The 18,497-nt window shown below is 35.4% G+C and carries 23 protein-coding genes; 16 read left to right on the top strand and 7 right to left on the bottom strand.

Annotation, left to right across the window (positions count from 1 at the left end; all coding sequences use genetic code 11):
- Positions 1-69 precede the first annotated feature (69 nt).
- A complete protein-coding gene (locus MHB70_RS21670) occupies positions 70-765 on the top strand; it encodes a hypothetical protein (RefSeq protein WP_061529687.1) in 696 nt (231 codons plus the stop codon).
- A 98-nt stretch (positions 766-863) separates the two neighbouring features.
- Positions 864-1,286, top strand: a complete 423-nt coding sequence (locus tag MHB70_RS21665) for a VOC family protein (RefSeq protein ID WP_000250789.1) — start codon at positions 864-866, stop codon at positions 1,284-1,286.
- A gap of 252 nt (positions 1,287-1,538) precedes the next feature.
- Here the strand turns inward: MHB70_RS21665 and MHB70_RS21660 are convergent, their stop codons facing one another.
- On the bottom strand, positions 1,539-1,997 hold the full coding sequence (locus MHB70_RS21660; RefSeq protein ID WP_001066672.1) for a universal stress protein: 459 nt from the start codon (positions 1,995-1,997) through the stop codon (positions 1,539-1,541).
- Between the two features lie 147 nt (positions 1,998-2,144).
- Here MHB70_RS21660 and MHB70_RS21655 point away from each other — a divergent pair, with 147 nt between their 5' ends.
- The 7 genes from MHB70_RS21655 (at position 2,145) to MHB70_RS21625 (ending at position 6,748) form a co-directional block, all read left to right on the top strand.
- Positions 2,145-2,936 carry an SDR family oxidoreductase gene (locus MHB70_RS21655; RefSeq protein WP_002039744.1) on the top strand — a complete coding sequence of 264 codons (792 nt, stop codon included), beginning with the start codon at positions 2,145-2,147 and terminating at the stop codon, positions 2,934-2,936.
- Positions 2,937-3,150: 214 nt separating this feature from the next.
- Complete coding sequence (ald, locus tag MHB70_RS21650; RefSeq protein ID WP_061529686.1) at positions 3,151-4,284, top strand: alanine dehydrogenase; 1,134 nt, start codon at positions 3,151-3,153, stop codon at positions 4,282-4,284.
- A 107-nt stretch (positions 4,285-4,391) separates the two neighbouring features.
- Positions 4,392-4,601, top strand: coding sequence for a hypothetical protein (locus tag MHB70_RS21645; RefSeq protein ID WP_000540692.1), 210 nt, complete (start codon positions 4,392-4,394; stop codon positions 4,599-4,601).
- A 152-nt stretch (positions 4,602-4,753) separates the two neighbouring features.
- A complete protein-coding gene (locus MHB70_RS21640; RefSeq protein ID WP_000411489.1) occupies positions 4,754-5,086 on the top strand; it encodes a cupin domain-containing protein in 333 nt (110 codons plus the stop codon).
- The gene (locus MHB70_RS21635) at positions 5,083-5,871 is read left to right on the top strand and encodes a GNAT family N-acetyltransferase (RefSeq protein WP_001208746.1); all 789 of its coding nucleotides are present in this window, start codon (positions 5,083-5,085) and stop codon (positions 5,869-5,871) included. Before MHB70_RS21640 ends, MHB70_RS21635 begins: the two co-directional genes overlap by 4 nt.
- Positions 5,872-5,873: 2 nt before the next feature.
- The gene (locus tag MHB70_RS21630; protein WP_002049183.1) at positions 5,874-6,218 is read left to right on the top strand and encodes a DUF6176 family protein; all 345 of its coding nucleotides are present in this window, start codon (positions 5,874-5,876) and stop codon (positions 6,216-6,218) included.
- A 323-nt stretch (positions 6,219-6,541) separates the two neighbouring features.
- Positions 6,542-6,748: a hypothetical protein gene (locus MHB70_RS21625; RefSeq protein ID WP_001248905.1), complete on the top strand. Its 207-nt coding sequence runs from the start codon at positions 6,542-6,544 to the stop codon at positions 6,746-6,748.
- A 13-nt stretch (positions 6,749-6,761) separates the two neighbouring features.
- Here MHB70_RS21625 and MHB70_RS21620 read toward each other — a convergent pair whose 3' ends face one another.
- On the bottom strand, positions 6,762-7,589 hold the full coding sequence (locus tag MHB70_RS21620; protein ID WP_000941466.1) for a DUF2785 domain-containing protein: 828 nt from the start codon (positions 7,587-7,589) through the stop codon (positions 6,762-6,764).
- 192 nt (positions 7,590-7,781) lie between these two features.
- Between MHB70_RS21620 and MHB70_RS21615 the strand changes: the two genes are divergently transcribed.
- Both MHB70_RS21615 and MHB70_RS21610 read left to right on the top strand, forming a co-directional pair.
- Complete coding sequence (locus tag MHB70_RS21615) at positions 7,782-8,156, top strand: hypothetical protein (protein WP_000831581.1); 375 nt, start codon at positions 7,782-7,784, stop codon at positions 8,154-8,156.
- A gap of 23 nt (positions 8,157-8,179) precedes the next feature.
- Positions 8,180-8,542 (top strand): DUF3221 domain-containing protein, encoded by a 363-nt coding sequence (locus tag MHB70_RS21610; protein WP_002156017.1) that lies wholly within the window; start codon positions 8,180-8,182, stop codon positions 8,540-8,542.
- A 29-nt stretch (positions 8,543-8,571) separates the two neighbouring features.
- On the opposite strand, the gene pepQ is transcribed toward MHB70_RS21610, so the two are convergent.
- Positions 8,572-9,669: a Xaa-Pro dipeptidase gene (gene pepQ / locus MHB70_RS21605; RefSeq protein WP_061529685.1), complete on the bottom strand. Its 1,098-nt coding sequence runs from the start codon at positions 9,667-9,669 to the stop codon at positions 8,572-8,574.
- Between the two features lie 149 nt (positions 9,670-9,818).
- On the opposite strand from pepQ, the gene MHB70_RS21600 reads away from it, so the two are divergent.
- Positions 9,819-10,502 carry a metal-dependent hydrolase gene (locus tag MHB70_RS21600; protein WP_061529684.1) on the top strand — a complete coding sequence of 228 codons (684 nt, stop codon included), beginning with the start codon at positions 9,819-9,821 and terminating at the stop codon, positions 10,500-10,502.
- Positions 10,503-10,542: 40 nt separating this feature from the next.
- Here MHB70_RS21600 and MHB70_RS21595 read toward each other — a convergent pair whose 3' ends face one another.
- Positions 10,543-10,704: a hypothetical protein gene (locus tag MHB70_RS21595; protein ID WP_000976100.1), complete on the bottom strand. Its 162-nt coding sequence runs from the start codon at positions 10,702-10,704 to the stop codon at positions 10,543-10,545.
- Positions 10,705-10,948: 244 nt separating this feature from the next.
- On the opposite strand from MHB70_RS21595, the gene MHB70_RS21590 reads away from it, so the two are divergent.
- Together MHB70_RS21590 and MHB70_RS21585 are read left to right on the top strand one after the other, a co-directional pair.
- Complete coding sequence (locus MHB70_RS21590; protein WP_000201581.1) at positions 10,949-12,262, top strand: DRTGG domain-containing protein; 1,314 nt, start codon at positions 10,949-10,951, stop codon at positions 12,260-12,262.
- A 155-nt stretch (positions 12,263-12,417) separates the two neighbouring features.
- Positions 12,418-12,681: a DUF3949 domain-containing protein gene (locus tag MHB70_RS21585; RefSeq protein ID WP_000093555.1), complete on the top strand. Its 264-nt coding sequence runs from the start codon at positions 12,418-12,420 to the stop codon at positions 12,679-12,681.
- A gap of 7 nt (positions 12,682-12,688) precedes the next feature.
- Here MHB70_RS21585 and MHB70_RS21580 read toward each other — a convergent pair whose 3' ends face one another.
- Positions 12,689-12,994, bottom strand: a complete 306-nt coding sequence (locus tag MHB70_RS21580; protein WP_001144779.1) for a YtpI family protein — start codon at positions 12,992-12,994, stop codon at positions 12,689-12,691.
- 159 nt (positions 12,995-13,153) lie between these two features.
- Here MHB70_RS21580 and MHB70_RS21575 point away from each other — a divergent pair, with 159 nt between their 5' ends.
- Positions 13,154-14,086, top strand: coding sequence for a DHH family phosphoesterase (locus MHB70_RS21575; protein WP_000545156.1), 933 nt, complete (start codon positions 13,154-13,156; stop codon positions 14,084-14,086).
- Positions 14,087-14,137: 51 nt separating this feature from the next.
- Here MHB70_RS21575 and ytrI read toward each other — a convergent pair whose 3' ends face one another.
- Together ytrI and MHB70_RS21565 are read right to left on the bottom strand one after the other, a co-directional pair.
- Positions 14,138-14,641: a sporulation membrane protein YtrI gene (gene ytrI, locus MHB70_RS21570; protein ID WP_001265738.1), complete on the bottom strand. Its 504-nt coding sequence runs from the start codon at positions 14,639-14,641 to the stop codon at positions 14,138-14,140.
- On the bottom strand, positions 14,638-15,051 hold the full coding sequence (locus MHB70_RS21565; RefSeq protein WP_002034291.1) for a YtrH family sporulation protein: 414 nt from the start codon (positions 15,049-15,051) through the stop codon (positions 14,638-14,640). Before MHB70_RS21565 ends, ytrI begins: the two co-directional genes overlap by 4 nt.
- A gap of 42 nt (positions 15,052-15,093) precedes the next feature.
- Here MHB70_RS21565 and dnaE point away from each other — a divergent pair, with 42 nt between their 5' ends.
- The gene (gene dnaE, locus MHB70_RS21560; RefSeq protein ID WP_000673710.1) at positions 15,094-18,420 is read left to right on the top strand and encodes a DNA polymerase III subunit alpha; all 3,327 of its coding nucleotides are present in this window, start codon (positions 15,094-15,096) and stop codon (positions 18,418-18,420) included.
- Positions 18,421-18,497: the final 77 nt, after the last annotated feature.

Genomic DNA, 18,497 nt, shown 5'->3' with positions numbered 1-18,497 from the left:
ATATTTTGTCCGTCTATTTCTAAAAAATGTATGTTAACGTAATGTTAGGAAATAAGAAAGGGATGGAAAATGAGACGTATTTATTTTATAGGGCTAATTTTGTACACATTAATTGTATTACATGTTGCATTCCCAAATATCTTTTCATTTGAGGATATAGAAACAGTACACGTTGCGATATTTATTTTTGCTCTATTTGTAGTAGATTGCTTTATTTCTATATGGCTTTCGAAAAGAAAAGATATACAAGGCAAAAAAGAAATGGAAAGGAAAAAGAGAAAACGTTCATTTTGGATGATGACGTACTGTTTATCTTTAGTGCTTACTGCTGCTTTTTTTAGTGAGCATATTCCATTAGAAAGATTAAATATTGGTTTTGGAGCGTTCGTATTTGCATATTATTTTTTTATGCACTTTCTTCCTTATATGAAAGAAAAGCGAGGAGAAGAGGAAGATCCGCTTGTAGAAGAAGCGAGAGAGCAAGAGCATGAAAGAATAGAAGAAGATATAAAGAAACTTGGAGAACAAAAATGGTATTTGAAATCCAAAATCATATATGTTCTTTGCTTCATTACACCACCAATCGGTTATGTATATGTTTTCTTACTTCGTAAAAAAATGACAGAAGATGCAAAGCAAACATACTTAACGGTTGCGACGATCATGATGGCGCTATGGTCTTTGAAGTTCCTACCGCCATATGTGTTGGCAGTAGCTGTTGTAGTGGTTGTTTGTCTTGTATTTATAGTGAAGTATGTGAAATGAAGAAAAACAAGAGCCTGTGTTATTAAACTAACAGATAGATTAAAGTAAGAAATGTTATACTATAATTTGCTTATTCAGTAATAATAGGAGGGATAATAATGGTTCAATCAATAGTTCATATCGCATTAGTAGTAAAAGACTACGATGAGGCAATAGAGTTCTATACAAAGAAACTAAATTTCACACTAGTCCAAGATATATATCAGCCAGAGCAAAACAAGAGATGGGTAGTGGTATCACCTCCTGGTTCAGTCGGCACCACAATATTACTGGCTAGAGCATCTAAACCGGAGCAAGATTCTTTTATTGGTAACCAGTCAGGCGGCAGAGTTTTTCTTTTCTTAAATACTGACGATTTTTGGAGAGATTATAATGAAATGATTTCAAGAGGAATAGAATTTGTAAGAGAGCCGAAAGAGCAAGAATATGGAATAGTTGCAGTATTCAAGGATTTATACGGGAATTTATGGGATTTGTTGCAACTAAAAGACGACCATCCAATTGCTCAAAGAATTAAGTAGAATACAGTGTAAACTTGATTAAACAATCAATTGAAAAATGAGGATTTTAAAATCCATGCAAGAATAGAGAAAAAACAGAGCAGACTTATTCCTATGAATAAAGGCATGTCGTGAAAAAAAGGAGTGGATTACCCACTCCTTTTTCGTTTATTATCATTGTTTAACAACATGTATTTATTGTTCATTCGGGCCTCGAACTTAATTTTCCGTATCCTTCGGTAAAACATGTGGACTCGGTGTTTTATTTATGAATTAAAGATCACCTTGCTCCTCATCACCACGAACAACAAGGACATCGCATTTCGCATAGCGAATAATATGTTCAGAGACGCTACCAATTAGGAAACGCTCAACAGCATTTAAACCAGTCGCACCACACATAATTAAATCTACTTTATGGTTTGGAGCGATTTCTTTTGAAATTTTAGATTTAGGATTACCAAATTCTAATACAGTTTCAATTTTTTCAAGGCCAGCTTCAAGCGCAGTTTTTTTGTAGTCTTCTAATAAGTCTTCTGCAAATAGATTTGCACGTTCAGCAATTGCGCGGCTATAAGCTTCTACTGCTGAGTATGCTTTTACATCAACGATATGAGCAATTGTTAATGTTGCATTGTTTCGTTTTGCAACTTGAATTGCTTTTTTAAAGGCTTTTTCTGCTTCTTTAGAACCGTCCACCGCGATTAAAATATTTGTATATGTATTATTCATAGTAAATTCCTCCCAATCATTTTTATTACCTTTTACAACTTTATTATAAAACAAATTTTGGTAATGTGCTTGTCGGAAACGTTACAGAATTTTGAAAACTTTGTTTTAATTCATTTTAGTTGTAATTGGTGCGAGAACTTGTTACATATGAACTATAGCAATTTAAAAGGGGGCAGTTTTGTGAGACATGCGCTCATTACAGCCGGTACGAAAGGTTTAGGAAAGCAAGTAACAGAAAAATTATTGGCTAAAGGCTATTCAGTAACAGTAACATATCATAGCGATATAACGGCTATGGAAACGATGAAAGAAACATATAAAAATATGGAAGAGCGTCTACAATTCGTGCAAGCGGATGTCACGAAAAAGGAAGATTTACATAAAATAGTAGAAGAAGCGATGAGCCGTTTTGGCAAAATTGACTTTTTAATTAATAATGCTGGTCCATATGTATTTGAACGGAAAAAGTTAGTCGATTATGAAGAAGAAGAATGGAATGAAATGATTCAGGGCAATTTAACAGCGGTATTTCATTTATTAAAACTTGTCGTTCCGGTCATGAGAAAACAGAACTTTGGCCGTATTATTAATTACGGATTTCAAGGGGCAGATAGTGCACCGGGATGGATTTATCGCTCAGCTTTCGCGGCAGCAAAAGTAGGACTTGTTTCATTAACGAAAACAGTTGCTTACGAAGAAGCGGAATACGGTATTACTGCGAACATGGTATGTCCTGGTGATATTATTGGTGAAATGAAAGAGGCGACAATTCAAGAAGCACGCCAGCTGAAAAGTCATAACACACCAATTGGTAGATCTGGAACAGGTGAAGATATCGCAAGAACGATTTCGTTTTTATGTGAGGACGATTCCGATATGATTACCGGTACAATTATTGAAGTGACTGGTGCAGTGGATGTTATTCATAGACATCGATAGAACAAAATAAAATGGAGTTTTAAATAATTGGACAGTTTATCCTTCATACTGAGAGATGCGGATAATACTGTCCTTTCATGTAATATTAAATCTATCGGAAAACTTGTGTTATTTTTTTGTCAAATATTGAGATATTATGTTAGAATATAAGGGCGTAGAAAGCGCTTTAAAAAATGATTCAGGGGTCATTTCATAACTCAAGGGGGAACTAATAATGCGTATCGGTATTCCAACAGAAATTAAAAACAATGAAAACCGTGTGGCAATGACGCCAGCGGGAGCAGTACATTTAGTACAAAATGGTCATGAAGTTTTTGTTCAAAAAGGAGCAGGTTTAGGATCTGGCTTTACAGATGAAGAATATGTACAAGCTGGTGCGAAACTTGTTGCAACTGCTGAAGAAGCATGGAACCAAGATATGGTTATGAAGGTAAAAGAGCCAGTTGCAAGTGAATACGGTAATTTCCGCGAAGGTTTAATTTTATTCACATACTTACACTTAGCTCCAGAACCAGAATTAACGAAAGCATTAATTGATAACAAAGTGGTATCAATTGCATACGAAACAGTACAATTAGACAATCGTTCTTTACCATTACTTGCACCTATGAGTGAAGTAGCTGGTCGTATGTCTGCACAAATCGGTGCACAGTTCCTTGAGAAAAACAAAGGTGGTAAAGGTATTTTACTTGCAGGCGTTCCAGGGGTGAAACGCGGCAAAGTAACAGTTATCGGTGGTGGTCAAGCTGGTACAAACGCAGCGAAGATTGCAGTAGGTTTAGGTGCAGATGTAACAATCATCGACTTAAGTGCAGAACGTCTTCGTCAATTAGATGACATTTTCGGTAACCAAGTAAAAACGTTAATGTCTAATCCTTACAACATTGCAGAAGCAGTAAGAGAATCTGATCTTGTTATTGGTGCGGTATTAATTCCAGGTGCAAAAGCGCCAAAACTTGTAACAGAAGAAATGATTCAATCAATGGAACCAGGTTCTGTCGTTGTAGATATTGCGATTGACCAAGGTGGTATTTTCGAAACAACTGACCGTATTACAACTCATGACAACCCAACTTACGAAAAACATGGCGTTGTTCATTATGCAGTTGCAAATATGCCAGGTGCGGTTCCACGTACATCAACTCTTGCATTAACAAACGTAACAGTACCATATGCATTACAAATTGCTAACAAAGGCTATAAAGACGCTTGCTTAGGCAATTCTGCATTACTAAAAGGTATTAACACATTAGATGGATATGTAACATTCGAAGCAGTTGCAGAAGCACACGGCTTACAATACGCTGATGCAAAAGAGCTTCTTGAAAAAGCTCCTGCTTTATCATAATAGAAATATATGTAGAGCCTTCCTTTTATTAGGAGGGCTTTTATTTAAGGGGAAAACATTGTACAATTAAAATAAAAAGAAATAAAGATGTAAATAGGAGGGGCAATATGGGGTATATTTATGATATTTTGTCAGTGGGTTTGCTTATAGCAGGAATTATTACAATGGTTGTAGGCAAAAAGAAAAATGATCTGAAATTAAGAGGGATTGGTATTGGGATTGTAACTGCAGTACTTATCATTGGATTACCAGATTTTGCAAAAGGTTACATGGAAGGTGTACTTTCTGCTGGAGATAGTGCATTTCCGATAAAATAGAAAGGATGATCTTTAATTTCTCTTATAGTTAGGAGAGATTGGAGGTCATTTTTTATTTGAATTTTCCATATGGAATTTTTTTCTTGTTAGTAAAATGCCTCTTATGCTAATTTAAAGATAAGTATATAAAGGGGTGTAAAGAGGGGGATTCTATGGAAAAGATAAATTTAATAGATTTAACAAAAGATATAAAAGATCAACATAAAAACTTCGTCGTTTCAAATGTAAATAGTCATTGCTTACGAATCGCTGTATTTACTGGTGAATATGATTGGCACTATCATTCTAATTCGGATGAGTTATTTATTGTATTAGAGGGAGAATTACTTATCGATTTTCAAGACGGAGAAACAGCGGTTTTAAAGCCGAATGATTCTATCTTAATTCCAGCATGTACGATTCATAGAACGAGAGCATTCAAGAGAACTGTAAATCTTTGTTTTGAAAATATAGAGGCTGATACGATTATAGTGGAGCAATTATGAGGGAATTATCTGTAGCCCAGTATAGAAAAATACTTTCGATTTTAGAAAGTAATACAAGAACCACAACTTTTGCTTATGCAGTATGTGATCAAACGATAGATGGTAGGGTTTTTGCAAACGAGGAGTTAACAGCAGGACTAATTATCACAGCTAATGGCATTCATTATTTATTTGGTAATACGCAAGATGAAAGTTATAACGAAGATGTATTTTCGTATATAAAAACGGCCATTGAAAAAACAGAGAAGAGATTTACATTGTTCACTTCGAGTGAAGAGTGGGAAATGATGTTAGAAGAGCGTTTTAGTAATGTGCTTCGGAAAATCCCGCGAATGAAATTTCAAAGAGTAACCTTTGAAGAGAGAAAGCGAGATTGTAACAAAAATACATATGAAGTGAAGCGTATTGATAGAAGAGATATAGAACGAAGTAATGAATTTACACAGGCGTATTATAAAGAATATTGGGGATCAAATGAAGCATTTTTGAATGATGGTTTTGGATTTTGTATAGAACAAAATGGGATGACTGTAGCGGAATGTGTTTCGATATTTAGTGGGAATGGATTTGCTGAAATTGATATCGTGACGCATGAAGCGTATCAAGGGAAAGGGTTAGCTCAAGCTGTCGCAACACGTTTCATTGAACATTGTATACAAAATGATATTACACCGTGTTGGGATTGTTATGTAGACAATATTCCTTCGCAAAAATTAGCTAGTAAATTAAGTTTTCATCATCCAATAGAATATGGTTTGTTTGTACGTAAGAGAATGGGGGAATGAAAATGAATGTGGAGTTAACGAGATTTAAAGTGAAACAAGGTAAAAGTCATCGTGTAGATGAATGGATGCAGCTTCTTAATGACAATATGAAAGAAGTGCTGTTGACACTAAACGACGAGAAAATGTACGTAGAGACAATTTTCCGGGAAATAAGAGATGGAGAAGAATACTTATATTGGTATTCTGTGCAAGGAGAAGGCGGGGCTCTTGTCGAAAATTCTCATCATGAAATTGATAAAAAGCATGTAGCGTTTTGGTATGAGTGTATTGATGAAGAAGCACCGTCTGTTGATATGAAAACAGAAGTTGTTATGATTCAAGATGTTGTGAAGGAAGCGATTAAATAATAGAATAGTGTTTTTTGGAGAAGCACATTAAAATAGATGTGCTTTTTATTATGCAAAATTTTAAAAAAGAAAAGCTGTATTTAGATATTTTTAAGTGAAAATAAAGGGGGATTTCAAGAGCATTTTAGGACAAACTATAATGAAAAAACCTACCAATATACGGTGTAGTCGTAACAGGAAAAATAGAGAATTTACAAAGTTTACAAGGGTTACCGTATATTAAGGTTGCTGTTAGAGGTGTAACAGTTGAGAAATATTGATTACGAGTAATTAATGTGAATAATCAGAAAATTTATGTTATAATATGGGAAAAGGAGGTTTATATGAGGCAAATACATGGAGCAATTTATATTTACATAACAATGTTTTTCGTGGCGATATCCTATGGATTGGGGCACGTGTATTCGCATCCTATACTAACTTTTTTAAGCGGAGCATGTATGGCGTTTGCGCTTCTTGTCCACCTTTTCTCAGTTTGGATCGTAAAATTTCAATTAAATATTAGTGAAATAGAAGAAGGCACTTTTTAAAGGGCCTTCTTTTTTAGTAATATTGGCGAAGTCCTTGTAGTAATTTTTCAATTTCGTATTCAGTTTCCTTACATATAGATATTGTACGTAATCTGAAAAATAAGCTACGTAAGAAAGCTTTTATATTTCCGTATAGAAATTCGTATGATTCAATATGTAGTGTTGATTTTTGAACTTGTAATTGAGTTGCTAAATCACGAAGGGCTAATATGAGTACTTCTTCCTTTAGGCCATTTTGCAGCATTGCGACAATTGGATAAACGAGACGCTCATCTTCTTCGTATTTGTAATAGATGGAATGAACACAAACTTTGTTTAATAAAGTTTGTAATATTTCTTCGTAATATAAATTTTCCAGTTTAGGACTATTCACAAGCGCTTCAAATGTATCGGAAGCATGAGCGACACTATGCGCCCAGCCACGTTCTTGGACATAGCCTCGTAAGTCGTGCTCTTTGTTCATATATAAAATTAATTGATCTTTTACATTTAATATATCAGTCTGTGATAAGAAATTATGATTTGTATCCGCATCAATAATGAGCGCAATTAATAATGTCGTAAATGCACGGGTAAATACCGCATCTTCGTCATCCGAATGAATCTTATACAATAAATATTTATCACTGATGCTTTCTAATAATAGTTTCTGCAAGTGTGAGTGTGAAATATAGCCCTTCTTGATGAGATGATAAAAAGTAGAGTAAATAAGTTTATCCCTTAAATAACTATCAGTAACACCGATATGTTCAAGCATATTGGAACTTAAAGAATCAATATGAATTGTGTTGTCCAGTATGTAATTATTATTACGAATTTCTTCTAACTGTTGTTGTAACATATAAACCTCCTATTTTAGAAAATTCTGCATTTTAATAATATAATAAAAGGAAGAAATAGACAATAAAGTGAAGCTTTAATCAGTGGGGGGGGTCATCCCCCAACTAACTTCTTTGCTTTCACCGAATTTTGAGGTTGGGGTCTTACTGCCCGTTACTGCGGGATAAATAAGTGCTTTTGAATGGAGGGCATTATGAAGAGAACATTATTCTTTTTTATAAGTATTTTCTTTTTAGGAAGTTGTTCGATTTCGTATGTTACTTTTTCTAGCGAGAGCAAAAGTTGGACGGGGCAATATAAAGGGCATATTAAGGATGACAGTGAAGATGGAATATTTACGTTTCAGTATAAGGGCGGAGATGGAAATACAGAATTTAAAAATTTGGAGATTTCTATTCATGGGACCTTTAGTACAATGACAGAAACGTCAGAAGTTCATAAAGGAGCAAGGATTGAAATGAAATCTTTTTGTGTAAGTTGTGCGCCTCTATCTAAAGATGAACCGATAGAGATTGTGATTAAATGGGATGATAAGTATGAAGAGAAGATGGTTTTAAAGCGGAAATAGCAAACATAGAGTGAGGGATAAAAATGAGTAGGAATATGAGAGTTTCTATGTATATATTTTTTAGTGTATTTCTAATCATATTATCAGCGTGTACTACAAAACAAGTAGAGGTAAAAAAAGTACCTGAAGAAGGGTATGTCATAGTAAGAAATGAAACGGTATTTTTTGCCGATGATAAAACGTTTGAAACAAAAGTAGAGTTACAAAATTATATAGAACAACAAATGAATAAAGAACATCCATCAGATATAGTGTTGAGCTTTCAGGAGAAAAACGCATCTAATCAATTAAAAACAGGAGATAAAATAAAAGTATGGTCTTCTCACATACTTGAAAGTTACCCAGGACAAATGATTGTAGAGAAATTTAAAGTAGTAGAAAAATAGAAAAAGGCAGCAATTAAGCTGCCTTTTTCTTATTTTACAAATTGTAATTCTTTCGGGAATTTCGTTAAAATTTCTGATCCGTCTTTTGTGATGTAAATATCATCTTCAATACGAACGCCACCTATGTTTGGTACGTAAATACCTGGTTCGATTGTGAAGACCATACCTTCTTTTAATAGAGAATCGTTGCCTTCTTTTACATCTGGATATTCGTGAACGCTAATTCCAAGTCCGTGACCAAGTCGGTGCGGGAAGAAGTCTCCGTAACCTGCATCCGCGATAACAGAACGAGCAGCATTATCAATTGCGCCAAGTGTAACGCCTGGTTTACATGCTTCAACTGCTTGTAGTTGTCCAGCAAGTACAGTGTTGTAAATGCGAGTTTGTTCTTCAGAAAGTTCACCGAATGCTACTGTACGTGTAATATCAGAGCAATAACCGTCAATAATTACGCCTAAATCAAATAGTACGAAATCGCCGCGCTTCATTTTGTTAGCACCTGGAATACCGTGTGGAAGAGCAGAGTTAGCACCTGCTAATACCATCGTATCAAATGACATTTTATGTATGCCTTTTGTTTTTAATTCGTGTTCAATAATTGCTAATACTTCTAGTTCGCTACGGTTTTCTTTAATTGCATTTACCCCAACTTCAACAGCATAGTCTGCCATTTTAGCTGCTTCACGTAAAATAGAAAGTTCTTTTTCATCCTTAATTAAACGAAGCTCGCGAACTTTTTCCTCTGCTGATTTGAAAGCTGCATTTGGGAATAATTTTGTTAATTCTTCGTAACGTTCTACGTTTAAATGTTCTTTTTCAATTGCAACTGCATTTGCATTGATGCCACGGTCTTTAATTGCTTTTGCAATCATATCCCATGGTCTGTCAGTATCAGTGAATCCGATAATTTCATGTGCCCATCCAGCGTTACGTGCTTGGCCTTCTTCCATTTTAGGGCAAATTAAAATAGGCTCTTTTTCTTGGAATACAAACATACCAAGTAGTCTTTCGTGTGGTTCACATTGGAAGTTTGTCATGTAGAAAACGTTTGGTGTAGAAGTTAAGAACGCGGCTTCTACGTTTTTTTCTTTTAGCCATTGCATTAAATTTTCTAATCTAGCATTCATCGATTGGCACCCCCGAGATATTTAATTACAAATATAACTTTACCTCGGAAGAAAGCGTTATGACAAGTAAATAGATGTTAGAAAAGACAGGGAATTGAAAAATCATGTAGAATAAAAAGTGAGAATGTGAATAGGGGAGGAATGTAATAATGAAAGTATCTTATCATGGGCATTCAGTTGTAAAGATTGAAACGAATGGAAAAGTGATTTTAATTGATCCATTTTTAACGGGAAATCCGAAAACAGATTTAAAGGCTGAAGATGTAAAAGTAGATGCAATTCTTTTATCGCACGGTCATGGTGATCATGTTGGAGATACAGTAGAGCTTGCGAAGAAAAATAATGCAGTTGTTGTGGCGCCATTTGAACTAGCGACATTTTTAAGTTGGCAAGGTGTAGAAACACATCCGATGCATATTGGTGGTTCACATGAATTTGACTTCGGAAAAGTGAAGTTTACACAAGCATTCCACGGCTCTAGTTATATTGATGAAGAAAATAAGACGATTACATATACAGGTATGCCAGCGGGTATTTTATTTACAGCAGAAGAGAAAACGGTTTACCATGCAGGGGATACGGCTCTATTCTCTGATATGAAGTTAATTGGGGAACTGAATGATATAGATATAGCGTTTTTACCAATTGGTGATAATTTCACAATGGGACCAGAAGATGCTGTTTTAGCAGCAAAATGGATTCATGCGAAAACTGTTGTACCGATGCATTACAATACGTTCCCAGTTATTGAACAGGATCCATATCAATTTGTAGAAAAACTACAAAATTGTACAGGGAAAGTATTAGAAGTTGGAGAAAATATTACGCTATAAAACAGATACCCTTCATTTGAAAAGACAAGTGAAGGGCTTTTTATGCGTGTAGTACAGCTTTTAAAGTCTGTATTTGTTTAGTTGACTCTTCTCTTTTTGAACGCGGCTGTTCAGGAGTTTCATTCAAATCCATTGCAACTTTTTTCCCATCTACACAAGCTAAAAATACTGCGCCTATAACCTCTAAAATTTTTTTCATCATGTATTCGCTCCTTTGTTTCATTTCTTGTCTTAATTGTATATGGAAGTGTGTGGACGAACTATCGAACGAGATGACAATAGCATTACATTGTTGTAATGGAATGACTAGTGGAATGCAAGGGTCATTTTGTTATAAAAAAAATAGTACAGATATACAAAGAGAGAGTGTAACAGTTTTGAAAATATAGTATACTGGGAATACAACACATGAAGAATTTAGGGAAAAGAAAGTATGGTGAAACCATTTGGCTACCAAACATAATCAAATTTTAGAACATATTAATAGCCTACCGGTAGGGCATAAAATTTCTGTAAGGCAAATTGCGAAAGATTTGAGTGTAAGTGAAGGGACAGCTTACCGTGCGATTAAAGATGCAGAAAATAAAGGATATGTTAGTACAATTGAACGTGTCGGAACAATTCGAATTGAACAAAAGAAGAAAGAGAATATCGAAAAACTAACATATGCAGAAGTCGTTAACATTGTTGATGGTCAAGTACTTGGAGGCAGAGAAGGACTACATAAAACATTAAATAAATTCGTAATCGGGGCTATGAAATTAGAAGCGATGATGCGCTATACAGAAGCGGGGAACTTGCTTATCATCGGGAACCGTACGAATGCACATCAATTAGCATTAGAAACAGGGGCCGCTGTATTAATTACAGGTGGATTTGATACAGAAGAGCATGTGAAAAAGTTAGCAGACGAATTGAAGTTGCCGATTATTTCCAGTAGCTATGATACATTTACGGTCGCAACGTTAATTAACCGCGCGATTTATGATCAACTTATTAAGAAAGAAATTGTACTCGTTGAAGATATTTTAACACCGATTGAAGAAACACTATATTTAAAGCCTAGTGATATCGTGCAGAAATGGCATGAGTACAATGAAGAGACGATGCATGGACGTTATCCAATTGTGGATGAAAATAAAAAGGTGTTAGGTATCGTAACTTCGAAAGATATGATTGGTGTTGCGAAAGATACACCAATTGATAAAGTGATGACGAAACACCCTATTACGGTAAATGGAAAGATGTCTGTCGCAGCTGCAGCGCGTATGATGGTATGGGAAGGTATTGAATTACTTCCTGTTGTGGAAGATGGAAATAAATTGCAAGGTATCATTAGTCGTCAAGATGTACTTCAGGCATTACAGATGATTCAGCGTCAACCACAAGTTGGTGAAACGATTGATGATATTGTAACGAATCAATTTATGACGCCGAAAGAAGCAAAAAATGAGCATTTGTATCAATTTTCAGTGACACCACAAATGACGAATTCAATCGGAACATTATCTTACGGTGTATTTACAACAATTGTGACAGAAGCAACAAACCGTGTCATTCGTGCTCAGAAGAAGAGTGATTCAATTGTTGAGAACTTAACAATTTATTTTGTAAAGCCGGTTCAGATTGATAATGTTGTATCCGTTCATCCGAAAGTATTAGAAATTGGCCGTAAATTTGGTAAGGTTGATGTAGAAGTACACCATGAAGGTAATGTTGTTGGAAAAGCATTACTTATGGTGCAATTGATTGATAAATAAAAAGATGGAACAAATCGTTTTGATTTGTTCCATCTTTTTTTTTTGTAGAGAGTGATTTATATAATGTTAAATGACAGAATATTAATTCATTTAGATGGTAGACTATGTTACAATTATATTGTAAGAAAATGGATTTTGAGGAGGCGGTATGCAATATGTCATCAGAAATAATCTTCTTTGGTGGTATCGCACTATTTTACTTTCTTGTAATGATACCGATCCAATATTTATATTTACAAGGTTTACATGAAAAAAGGAAACGTACAGGATTATCTCAGCGAGAACTATATGAAAAAATGTCTTTTGAAGAGGAACAATTACATTTTCATGTGCAAGGCAACCTATTTAATATACCTTCTGCGTTTGTTGCATATATGATTTTAAAAAGTAGAGGACGTAAAAAAGCATCACAATGGTGATGCTTTTTTACGTTGCTTCATATGCTTCTGCTTCTTTAACTGCTAATGGAAAGAAATGTTTATATTGGCGAAATCCATTAAATGCACTCGCACTACCAAATAGAACGAATAAAACACCGACGATCATACGAGCGGTTGAAAGTTCTAAAAAGAATTGGTTTATCCCGAAGAATAAGACGAATGAACCGAGTGCCATTGCGGATTTTCCTGAGAGCCAACCTTTTTCCATTGGGCGGTTTGTACGAAAGTATTTTGTTTTGTAGAAGAGGTACAACATAAATGAGACGATAATACAGAAGACTAATACTGGCATAATGCACACTCCCATCGCTTTGTGAAAATTATAGTGAAGAAAAAAGAAATATCTAAACTTTCTAATTTTTATTATAAAGCAATTGTTCGCATGTATGAAATACTTTCCGTTATAATGGAGGATAAAGTGAAGAAGTTGAATAAAAAGGAGATTATACATATGCATGAGCAAATTTTAGGAGTAATTAAAGAATTTGAGACAATTATTATTCATCGTCATGTGCGTCCGGATCCAGATGCGTTAGGTTCACAAGGCGGTCTTGGTACGATTTTGCAAGAATCGTTTCCAGAGAAAAATATTTATACGGTTGGGTACAATGAACCGTCACTAGCATACTTACGAGTAATGGATAATATTGAAGATAGCGTATACGAAAATGCACTTGTTATCGTTTGTGATACTGCGAACCAAGAACGTGTTGACGATCAACGCTATACAAAAGGGAAGATGTTAATCAAAATTGATCATCATCCAAATGAAGATCCGTACGGAGATATTACGTGGGTAGATACGACAGCAAGTTCTACAAGTGAAATGATTTATGAGTTTTATAACTATGGAAAAGATAAAGGATTAAAAATAACAAAAGAAGCAGCTCGCCTTATTTTAGCAGGGATTGTTGGAGATACAGGTCGTTTCTTATTCCCGAATACAACAGCAAAAACACTCCTTTACGTAAGTGAGCTTGTTGATATGGGTGTGAAATTCACAGATTTATACAATGAAATGTATAAGACAAAAGAAAAAATCGCTCGTTTAAACGGTTATATTTTACAAAACTTTACGATGGTAGAAGAAGGAGCAGCTTACATTAAATTAACGAAAGAAGTATTAGAAGAATTTGATGTACTTCCTTCTGAAGCATCTGGTGTTGTTGGAGCGCTTGGTAATATTGACGGATTAAAGGCATGGGTTCTATTTTTAGAGGAAGACGATGTAATTCGTGTTCGCCTTCGTTCAAAAGGGCCAGTTATAAATAAATTAGCAATGCAATATAACGGCGGAGGACATCCGATGGCTTCTGGTGCAAAAGCATCTTCTTGGGAAGAAGCGGATCGTCTGTTTGCTGATTTACGTGATATTTGTAAATAAGAGAGTATATGTTAAAACGAAAAGAAGGAGCGGCACTTAAGCCCTCCTTCTTTATTTTTCTTTCTCTATATCAATACTAATTTCAAGTACAGTATCAAAAGAAATTGTATCGACTTTAAAGCGGTATATACGATCGTAATGTTTGTACGTTTTGTTTTCGATTGCTTTTTTGAGTAGGTCTTTATTTTTTGCGATACTTTGAATGTTTTTCGTTAAAAGATGTTGGAGGTCATTATGGATAGAAGTGGTCATATTTTCGAGTGTTAGATTGTCTAAATCATATTTTTCTCGATTTATTATTTTTATTTTAATCTCTTGAATTGTTAAGAGACGTTTATTTTCTGTGTTCAACTTTTCTTGATCTTCGAGAAGGACGTGGAGCTTTGCTTCTTGTTTTTCTATAATTTCTCGTTGCTCTGCTATTTTACTAGATTGTTCTTCTTGAAAAACACCGTATATGTACAAAAAAATAAACCAGCTCAACACGCCTCCAACAGCAGCGCCAGCTAAAACTAAGTACCATCTTTTTGCTGTATTGGCACTTGGCACTCTCATACATGTTCCTGCGTTAGCCATTTAATAATAATAAGACCTGTTTGCATACCGCCAGTTGCGAAAAAAATAAGGAGAATTTGTTTTACGATATCTTTCATATCTCCGCCAAAGAAGCTTCTTTCAAAGCTATAAAAGGTATCAAATGTTCCGCCGATTGCTGCAACGAGTGCCCAAATTCTTAAATTTTGGGCGAATTGATTAATGTAAGTTAGAGCTGGTTTTCCGATAAGAAACGCACCAAATCCACCAATTAATGAACCGCCAAGTATAACCCCAAAGGCAATAAAATAACTAATAATAAGCAGAGAGAAAAAAGTATGTTCTCTTACATCCATCGTCATTCCCCTTTCTTCTTCATATATATGGACAAAGTATGAGAAGTATGTTTTGATTTCCGCTTTCCTCATCACCTATAATGAAAGTAGTCAAATAGGTAAAGAGAGGGTACAACAGTGAAGTTTGTGCATTTACAATGTCAAACCGTTTTTAGTTTATTAAAAAGTGCTTGTAAAATTGATGAGCTTGTAGTCAGGGCGAAAGAGCTTGGTTTTTCATCGTTGGCTATTACGGATGAAAATGTTATGTATGGCGTTATTCCGTTTTATAAAGCATGTAAGAAACATGGTATACAGCCTATTATCGGCTTAACAGCTTCTATTTTTAGTGAAGAAGAAGAGAAGTCTTATCCGCTCGTCTTACTTGCTGAAGATGAAATAGGCTATCAAAATTTATTAAAGATTTCTAGTAGCATTATGACGAAGTCAAAAGAGGGTATTCCGAAGAAGTGGCTTGCGCATTATGCGAAAGGATTAATTGCTATTTCACCAGGTAAAGATGGGGAAATTGAACAATTATTATTAGAAGACAAAGAGGATCAGGCGGAAGAAGTAGCTTGTACATATCAAAATATGTTCGATAATTTTTATATGAGTTTGCAGCATCATGCAATTCAAGATGAACTGCTCCTGCAAGAAAAATTACCTGAATTTATTAGTAAGGTAAATGTCCCAGTCGTTGCAACAAATGATGTGCGCTATATCAATCAAAGTGACGCGCTCGTTCACGAATGTTTACTATCAGTTGAAAGTGGAACGAAAATGACTGATCCAGACAGGCCGAGGCTCAAAACGGATCAATATTATTTAAAGTCATCGGATGAAATGGAAGCACTATTTTCTCACACGGAAGAGGCGATTTACAACACTGTAAAAATTGCAGAACGTTGTAAAGTAGAAATACCGTTTCATGTAAATCAATTACCGAAATTTCCTGTTCCATCTAACGAGACGAATGATACTTACTTACGCCGTGCTTGTGAAGAAGGCTTGCATAAACGTTATGGTACGCCAAAAGAAGTGCATATAAAGCGTTTGAATCATGAACTAAACGTCATTTCTAGTATGGGATTTAGTGATTATTTTCTCATCGTATGGGACTTTATGAAGTATGCACATGAAAATCATATTTTAACAGGACCAGGCCGTGGATCGGCAGCTGGCTCACTCGTTTCGTACGTATTAGAAATTACAGATATTGATCCGATTGAATACGATTTGTTATTTGAAAGATTTTTAAATCCCGAACGTGTGACCCTTCCGGACATTGATATCGATTTTCCAGATATAAGACGTGATGAGATGATCCGATATGTGAAAGATAAGTATGGTCAGCTCCGCGTGGCGCAAATTGTAACGTTTGGGACGCTTGCAGCGAAAGCAGCAATTAGAGATATTGCTCGTGTAATGGGACTTCCGCCGCGAGACATTGACATATTTTCAAAACTTATTCCATCAAAGCTTGGTATAACGTTAAAAGATGCATATGAAGAATCACAATCACTCCGTGAGTTTATACAAGGGAATCTTCTTCATGAGCGTGTGTTTGAAATTGCAAAACGTGTAGAAGGCTTACCTCGTCATACGTCTATTCATGCCGCTGGCGTTATTATGAGTCAAGAACCGTTAACGGGTAGTGTAGCAATTCAAGAAGGACATAACGATGTTTATGTTACGCAATATCCTGCTGATGCATTAGAAGAACTCGGGTTGCTCAAGATGGACTTTTTAGGCTTACGTAATTTAACGTTACTTGAAAATATTATAAAGTTTATTGTGAAAAAAACGGGGAAAGAAATTGATATAAGGAATTTACCTCTCCAAGATGAAAAGACGTTCCAATTGCTAGGGAGAGGGGATACAACGGGGGTATTCCAGCTTGAATCAGGTGGTATGCGAAATGTACTTCGCGGATTAAAACCGAATGAGTTTGAAGACATTGTCGCTGTTAACTCGTTATACAGACCAGGACCGATGGAGCAAATCCCAACCTTTATTGAATCGAAGCACGGAAAAAGAAAAATTGAATATTTACATCCGGATTTAAAGCCGATTTTAGAAAGAACATACGGTGTAATTGTATACCAAGAACAAATTATGCAAATTGCATCGAAGTTAGCAGGATTTTCGCTCGGAGAAGCGGATTTATTACGCCGAGCAGTGAGTAAAAAAAATCGTGATATTTTAGATCAGGAACGTCAGCATTTCGTGCAAGGTTGTTTGCGAAACGGATACGATGAGACATCAGCAGATAAAATTTACGATTTGATTGTAAGATTTGCGAATTACGGTTTTAACCGAAGTCACGCTGTAGCTTACAGTATGATCGGATATCAGCTTGCCTACTTAAAAGCGAATTATACGTTGGAATTTATGACAGCATTATTATCAAGTGCAATTGGAAATGAAGATAAGATTGTGCAGTATATACGAGAAACGAAGCGGAAAGGTTTCCACGTTTTGCCACCGTCACTTCAGAAGAGTGGTTACAACTTCCAAATAGAAGGGAATGCGATACGTTACAGCTTACTTTCAATTCGAAATATCGGAATGGCTACAGTGACGGCATTGTTAGAAGAACGAGAGAGCAAAATGTTTGAGGATTTATTTGAATTTTGTCTTCGTATGCCAGCGAAGTTTGTAACAGAACGAAATTTAGAGGCGTTCGTCTGGTCGGGATGTTTTGACGATTTTGGTATTTCGAGAACGAATTTATGGAAAAGCCTTAAAGGAGCGTTAGAGTACGCAAATCTTGCCCGTGATTTAGGGGATGCTGTTCCAAAATCAAAATATGTACAAGGAGAAGAGCTCTCTTTTATTGAACAGTTAAATAAAGAAAAGGAAGCACTTGGCTTTTATTTATCAAGCTATCCGACAGCGCAGTATGTGAAGTTAGCAAAAGAATTAGAAATTCCATCTCTCGCTCAGGCGATGCGAAATAAGAAAAAAGTACAAAGGGCTATCGTGTATATAACAAGTGTGAGAGTCATTCGTACGAAAAAATTGCAAAAGATGGCGTTTATTACATTCTGTGATCAAAATGATGAAATGGAAGCGGTTGTTTTCCCGGACACGTATATACATTTCTCAGACAAGTTACAAGAAGGGGCAATTGTTTTAGTTGACGGTACGATTGAGCTAAGAAATCATAAGCTGCAATGGATTGTAAACGGACTATATCCGTTAGAAGAAATGGATGTTTATGAAGAAAAGAAAGATGCATCTGTTTACGTGAAATTGCCGTCTCAGTATGAAAAAAAGCTTTTGAATCAGGTTACAAAAATATTGTTTGACTATTCGGGTTTTGCGAAAGTACTAATTTATTATGAAAAGGAACATAAAATGGTACAATTATCTCGAAGTTTATCGATTCATCCAAGTGAAAAATGCTTAGGAACACTTCGTGAAATTGTCGGGGAAGAGAATGTAGTTGTGAAAATATAATGGACAATTTCCCTACACTTCGATTATTATAGTAGTAGTGTTCGTGGTCAGACCACTTGGAGAAATTGATACCAGCT

This window comes from Bacillus sp. FSL M7-1020, assembly GCF_038050415.1.
Taxonomy (GTDB): Bacteria; Bacillota; Bacilli; order Bacillales; family Bacillaceae_G; genus Bacillus_A; species Bacillus_A toyonensis.
Note: the sequence above shows the minus strand (reverse complement) of the source record. Positions and strands in the feature narration are given on the sequence as shown.

Excerpts from the sequence above, each read along its gene's own strand:
- MHB70_RS21670 (WP_061529687.1), top strand. The coding sequence starts at position 70 with ATGAGACGTATTTATTTTATAGGGCTAATTTTGTACACATTAATTGTA.
- MHB70_RS21665 (WP_000250789.1), top strand. The coding sequence starts at position 864 with ATGGTTCAATCAATAGTTCATATCGCATTAGTAGTAAAAGACTACGAT.
- MHB70_RS21660 (WP_001066672.1), bottom strand. The coding sequence starts at position 1,997 with ATGAATAATACATATACAAATATTTTAATCGCGGTGGACGGTTCTAAA.
- MHB70_RS21655 (WP_002039744.1), top strand. The coding sequence starts at position 2,145 with ATGAACTATAGCAATTTAAAAGGGGGCAGTTTTGTGAGACATGCGCTC.
- ald (WP_061529686.1), top strand. The coding sequence starts at position 3,151 with ATGCGTATCGGTATTCCAACAGAAATTAAAAACAATGAAAACCGTGTG.
- MHB70_RS21645 (WP_000540692.1), top strand. The coding sequence starts at position 4,392 with ATGGGGTATATTTATGATATTTTGTCAGTGGGTTTGCTTATAGCAGGA.
- MHB70_RS21640 (WP_000411489.1), top strand. The coding sequence starts at position 4,754 with ATGGAAAAGATAAATTTAATAGATTTAACAAAAGATATAAAAGATCAA.
- MHB70_RS21635 (WP_001208746.1), top strand. The coding sequence starts at position 5,083 with ATGAGGGAATTATCTGTAGCCCAGTATAGAAAAATACTTTCGATTTTA.
- MHB70_RS21630 (WP_002049183.1), top strand. The coding sequence starts at position 5,874 with ATGAATGTGGAGTTAACGAGATTTAAAGTGAAACAAGGTAAAAGTCAT.
- MHB70_RS21625 (WP_001248905.1), top strand. The coding sequence starts at position 6,542 with ATGAGGCAAATACATGGAGCAATTTATATTTACATAACAATGTTTTTC.
- MHB70_RS21620 (WP_000941466.1), bottom strand. The coding sequence starts at position 7,589 with ATGTTACAACAACAGTTAGAAGAAATTCGTAATAATAATTACATACTG.
- MHB70_RS21615 (WP_000831581.1), top strand. The coding sequence starts at position 7,782 with ATGAAGAGAACATTATTCTTTTTTATAAGTATTTTCTTTTTAGGAAGT.
- MHB70_RS21610 (WP_002156017.1), top strand. The coding sequence starts at position 8,180 with ATGAGTAGGAATATGAGAGTTTCTATGTATATATTTTTTAGTGTATTT.
- pepQ (WP_061529685.1), bottom strand. The coding sequence starts at position 9,669 with ATGAATGCTAGATTAGAAAATTTAATGCAATGGCTAAAAGAAAAAAAC.
- MHB70_RS21600 (WP_061529684.1), top strand. The coding sequence starts at position 9,819 with ATGAAAGTATCTTATCATGGGCATTCAGTTGTAAAGATTGAAACGAAT.
- MHB70_RS21595 (WP_000976100.1), bottom strand. The coding sequence starts at position 10,704 with ATGATGAAAAAAATTTTAGAGGTTATAGGCGCAGTATTTTTAGCTTGT.
- MHB70_RS21585 (WP_000093555.1), top strand. The coding sequence starts at position 12,418 with ATGTCATCAGAAATAATCTTCTTTGGTGGTATCGCACTATTTTACTTT.
- MHB70_RS21580 (WP_001144779.1), bottom strand. The coding sequence starts at position 12,994 with ATGCCAGTATTAGTCTTCTGTATTATCGTCTCATTTATGTTGTACCTC.
- MHB70_RS21575 (WP_000545156.1), top strand. The coding sequence starts at position 13,154 with ATGCATGAGCAAATTTTAGGAGTAATTAAAGAATTTGAGACAATTATT.
- ytrI (WP_001265738.1), bottom strand. The coding sequence starts at position 14,641 with ATGAGAGTGCCAAGTGCCAATACAGCAAAAAGATGGTACTTAGTTTTA.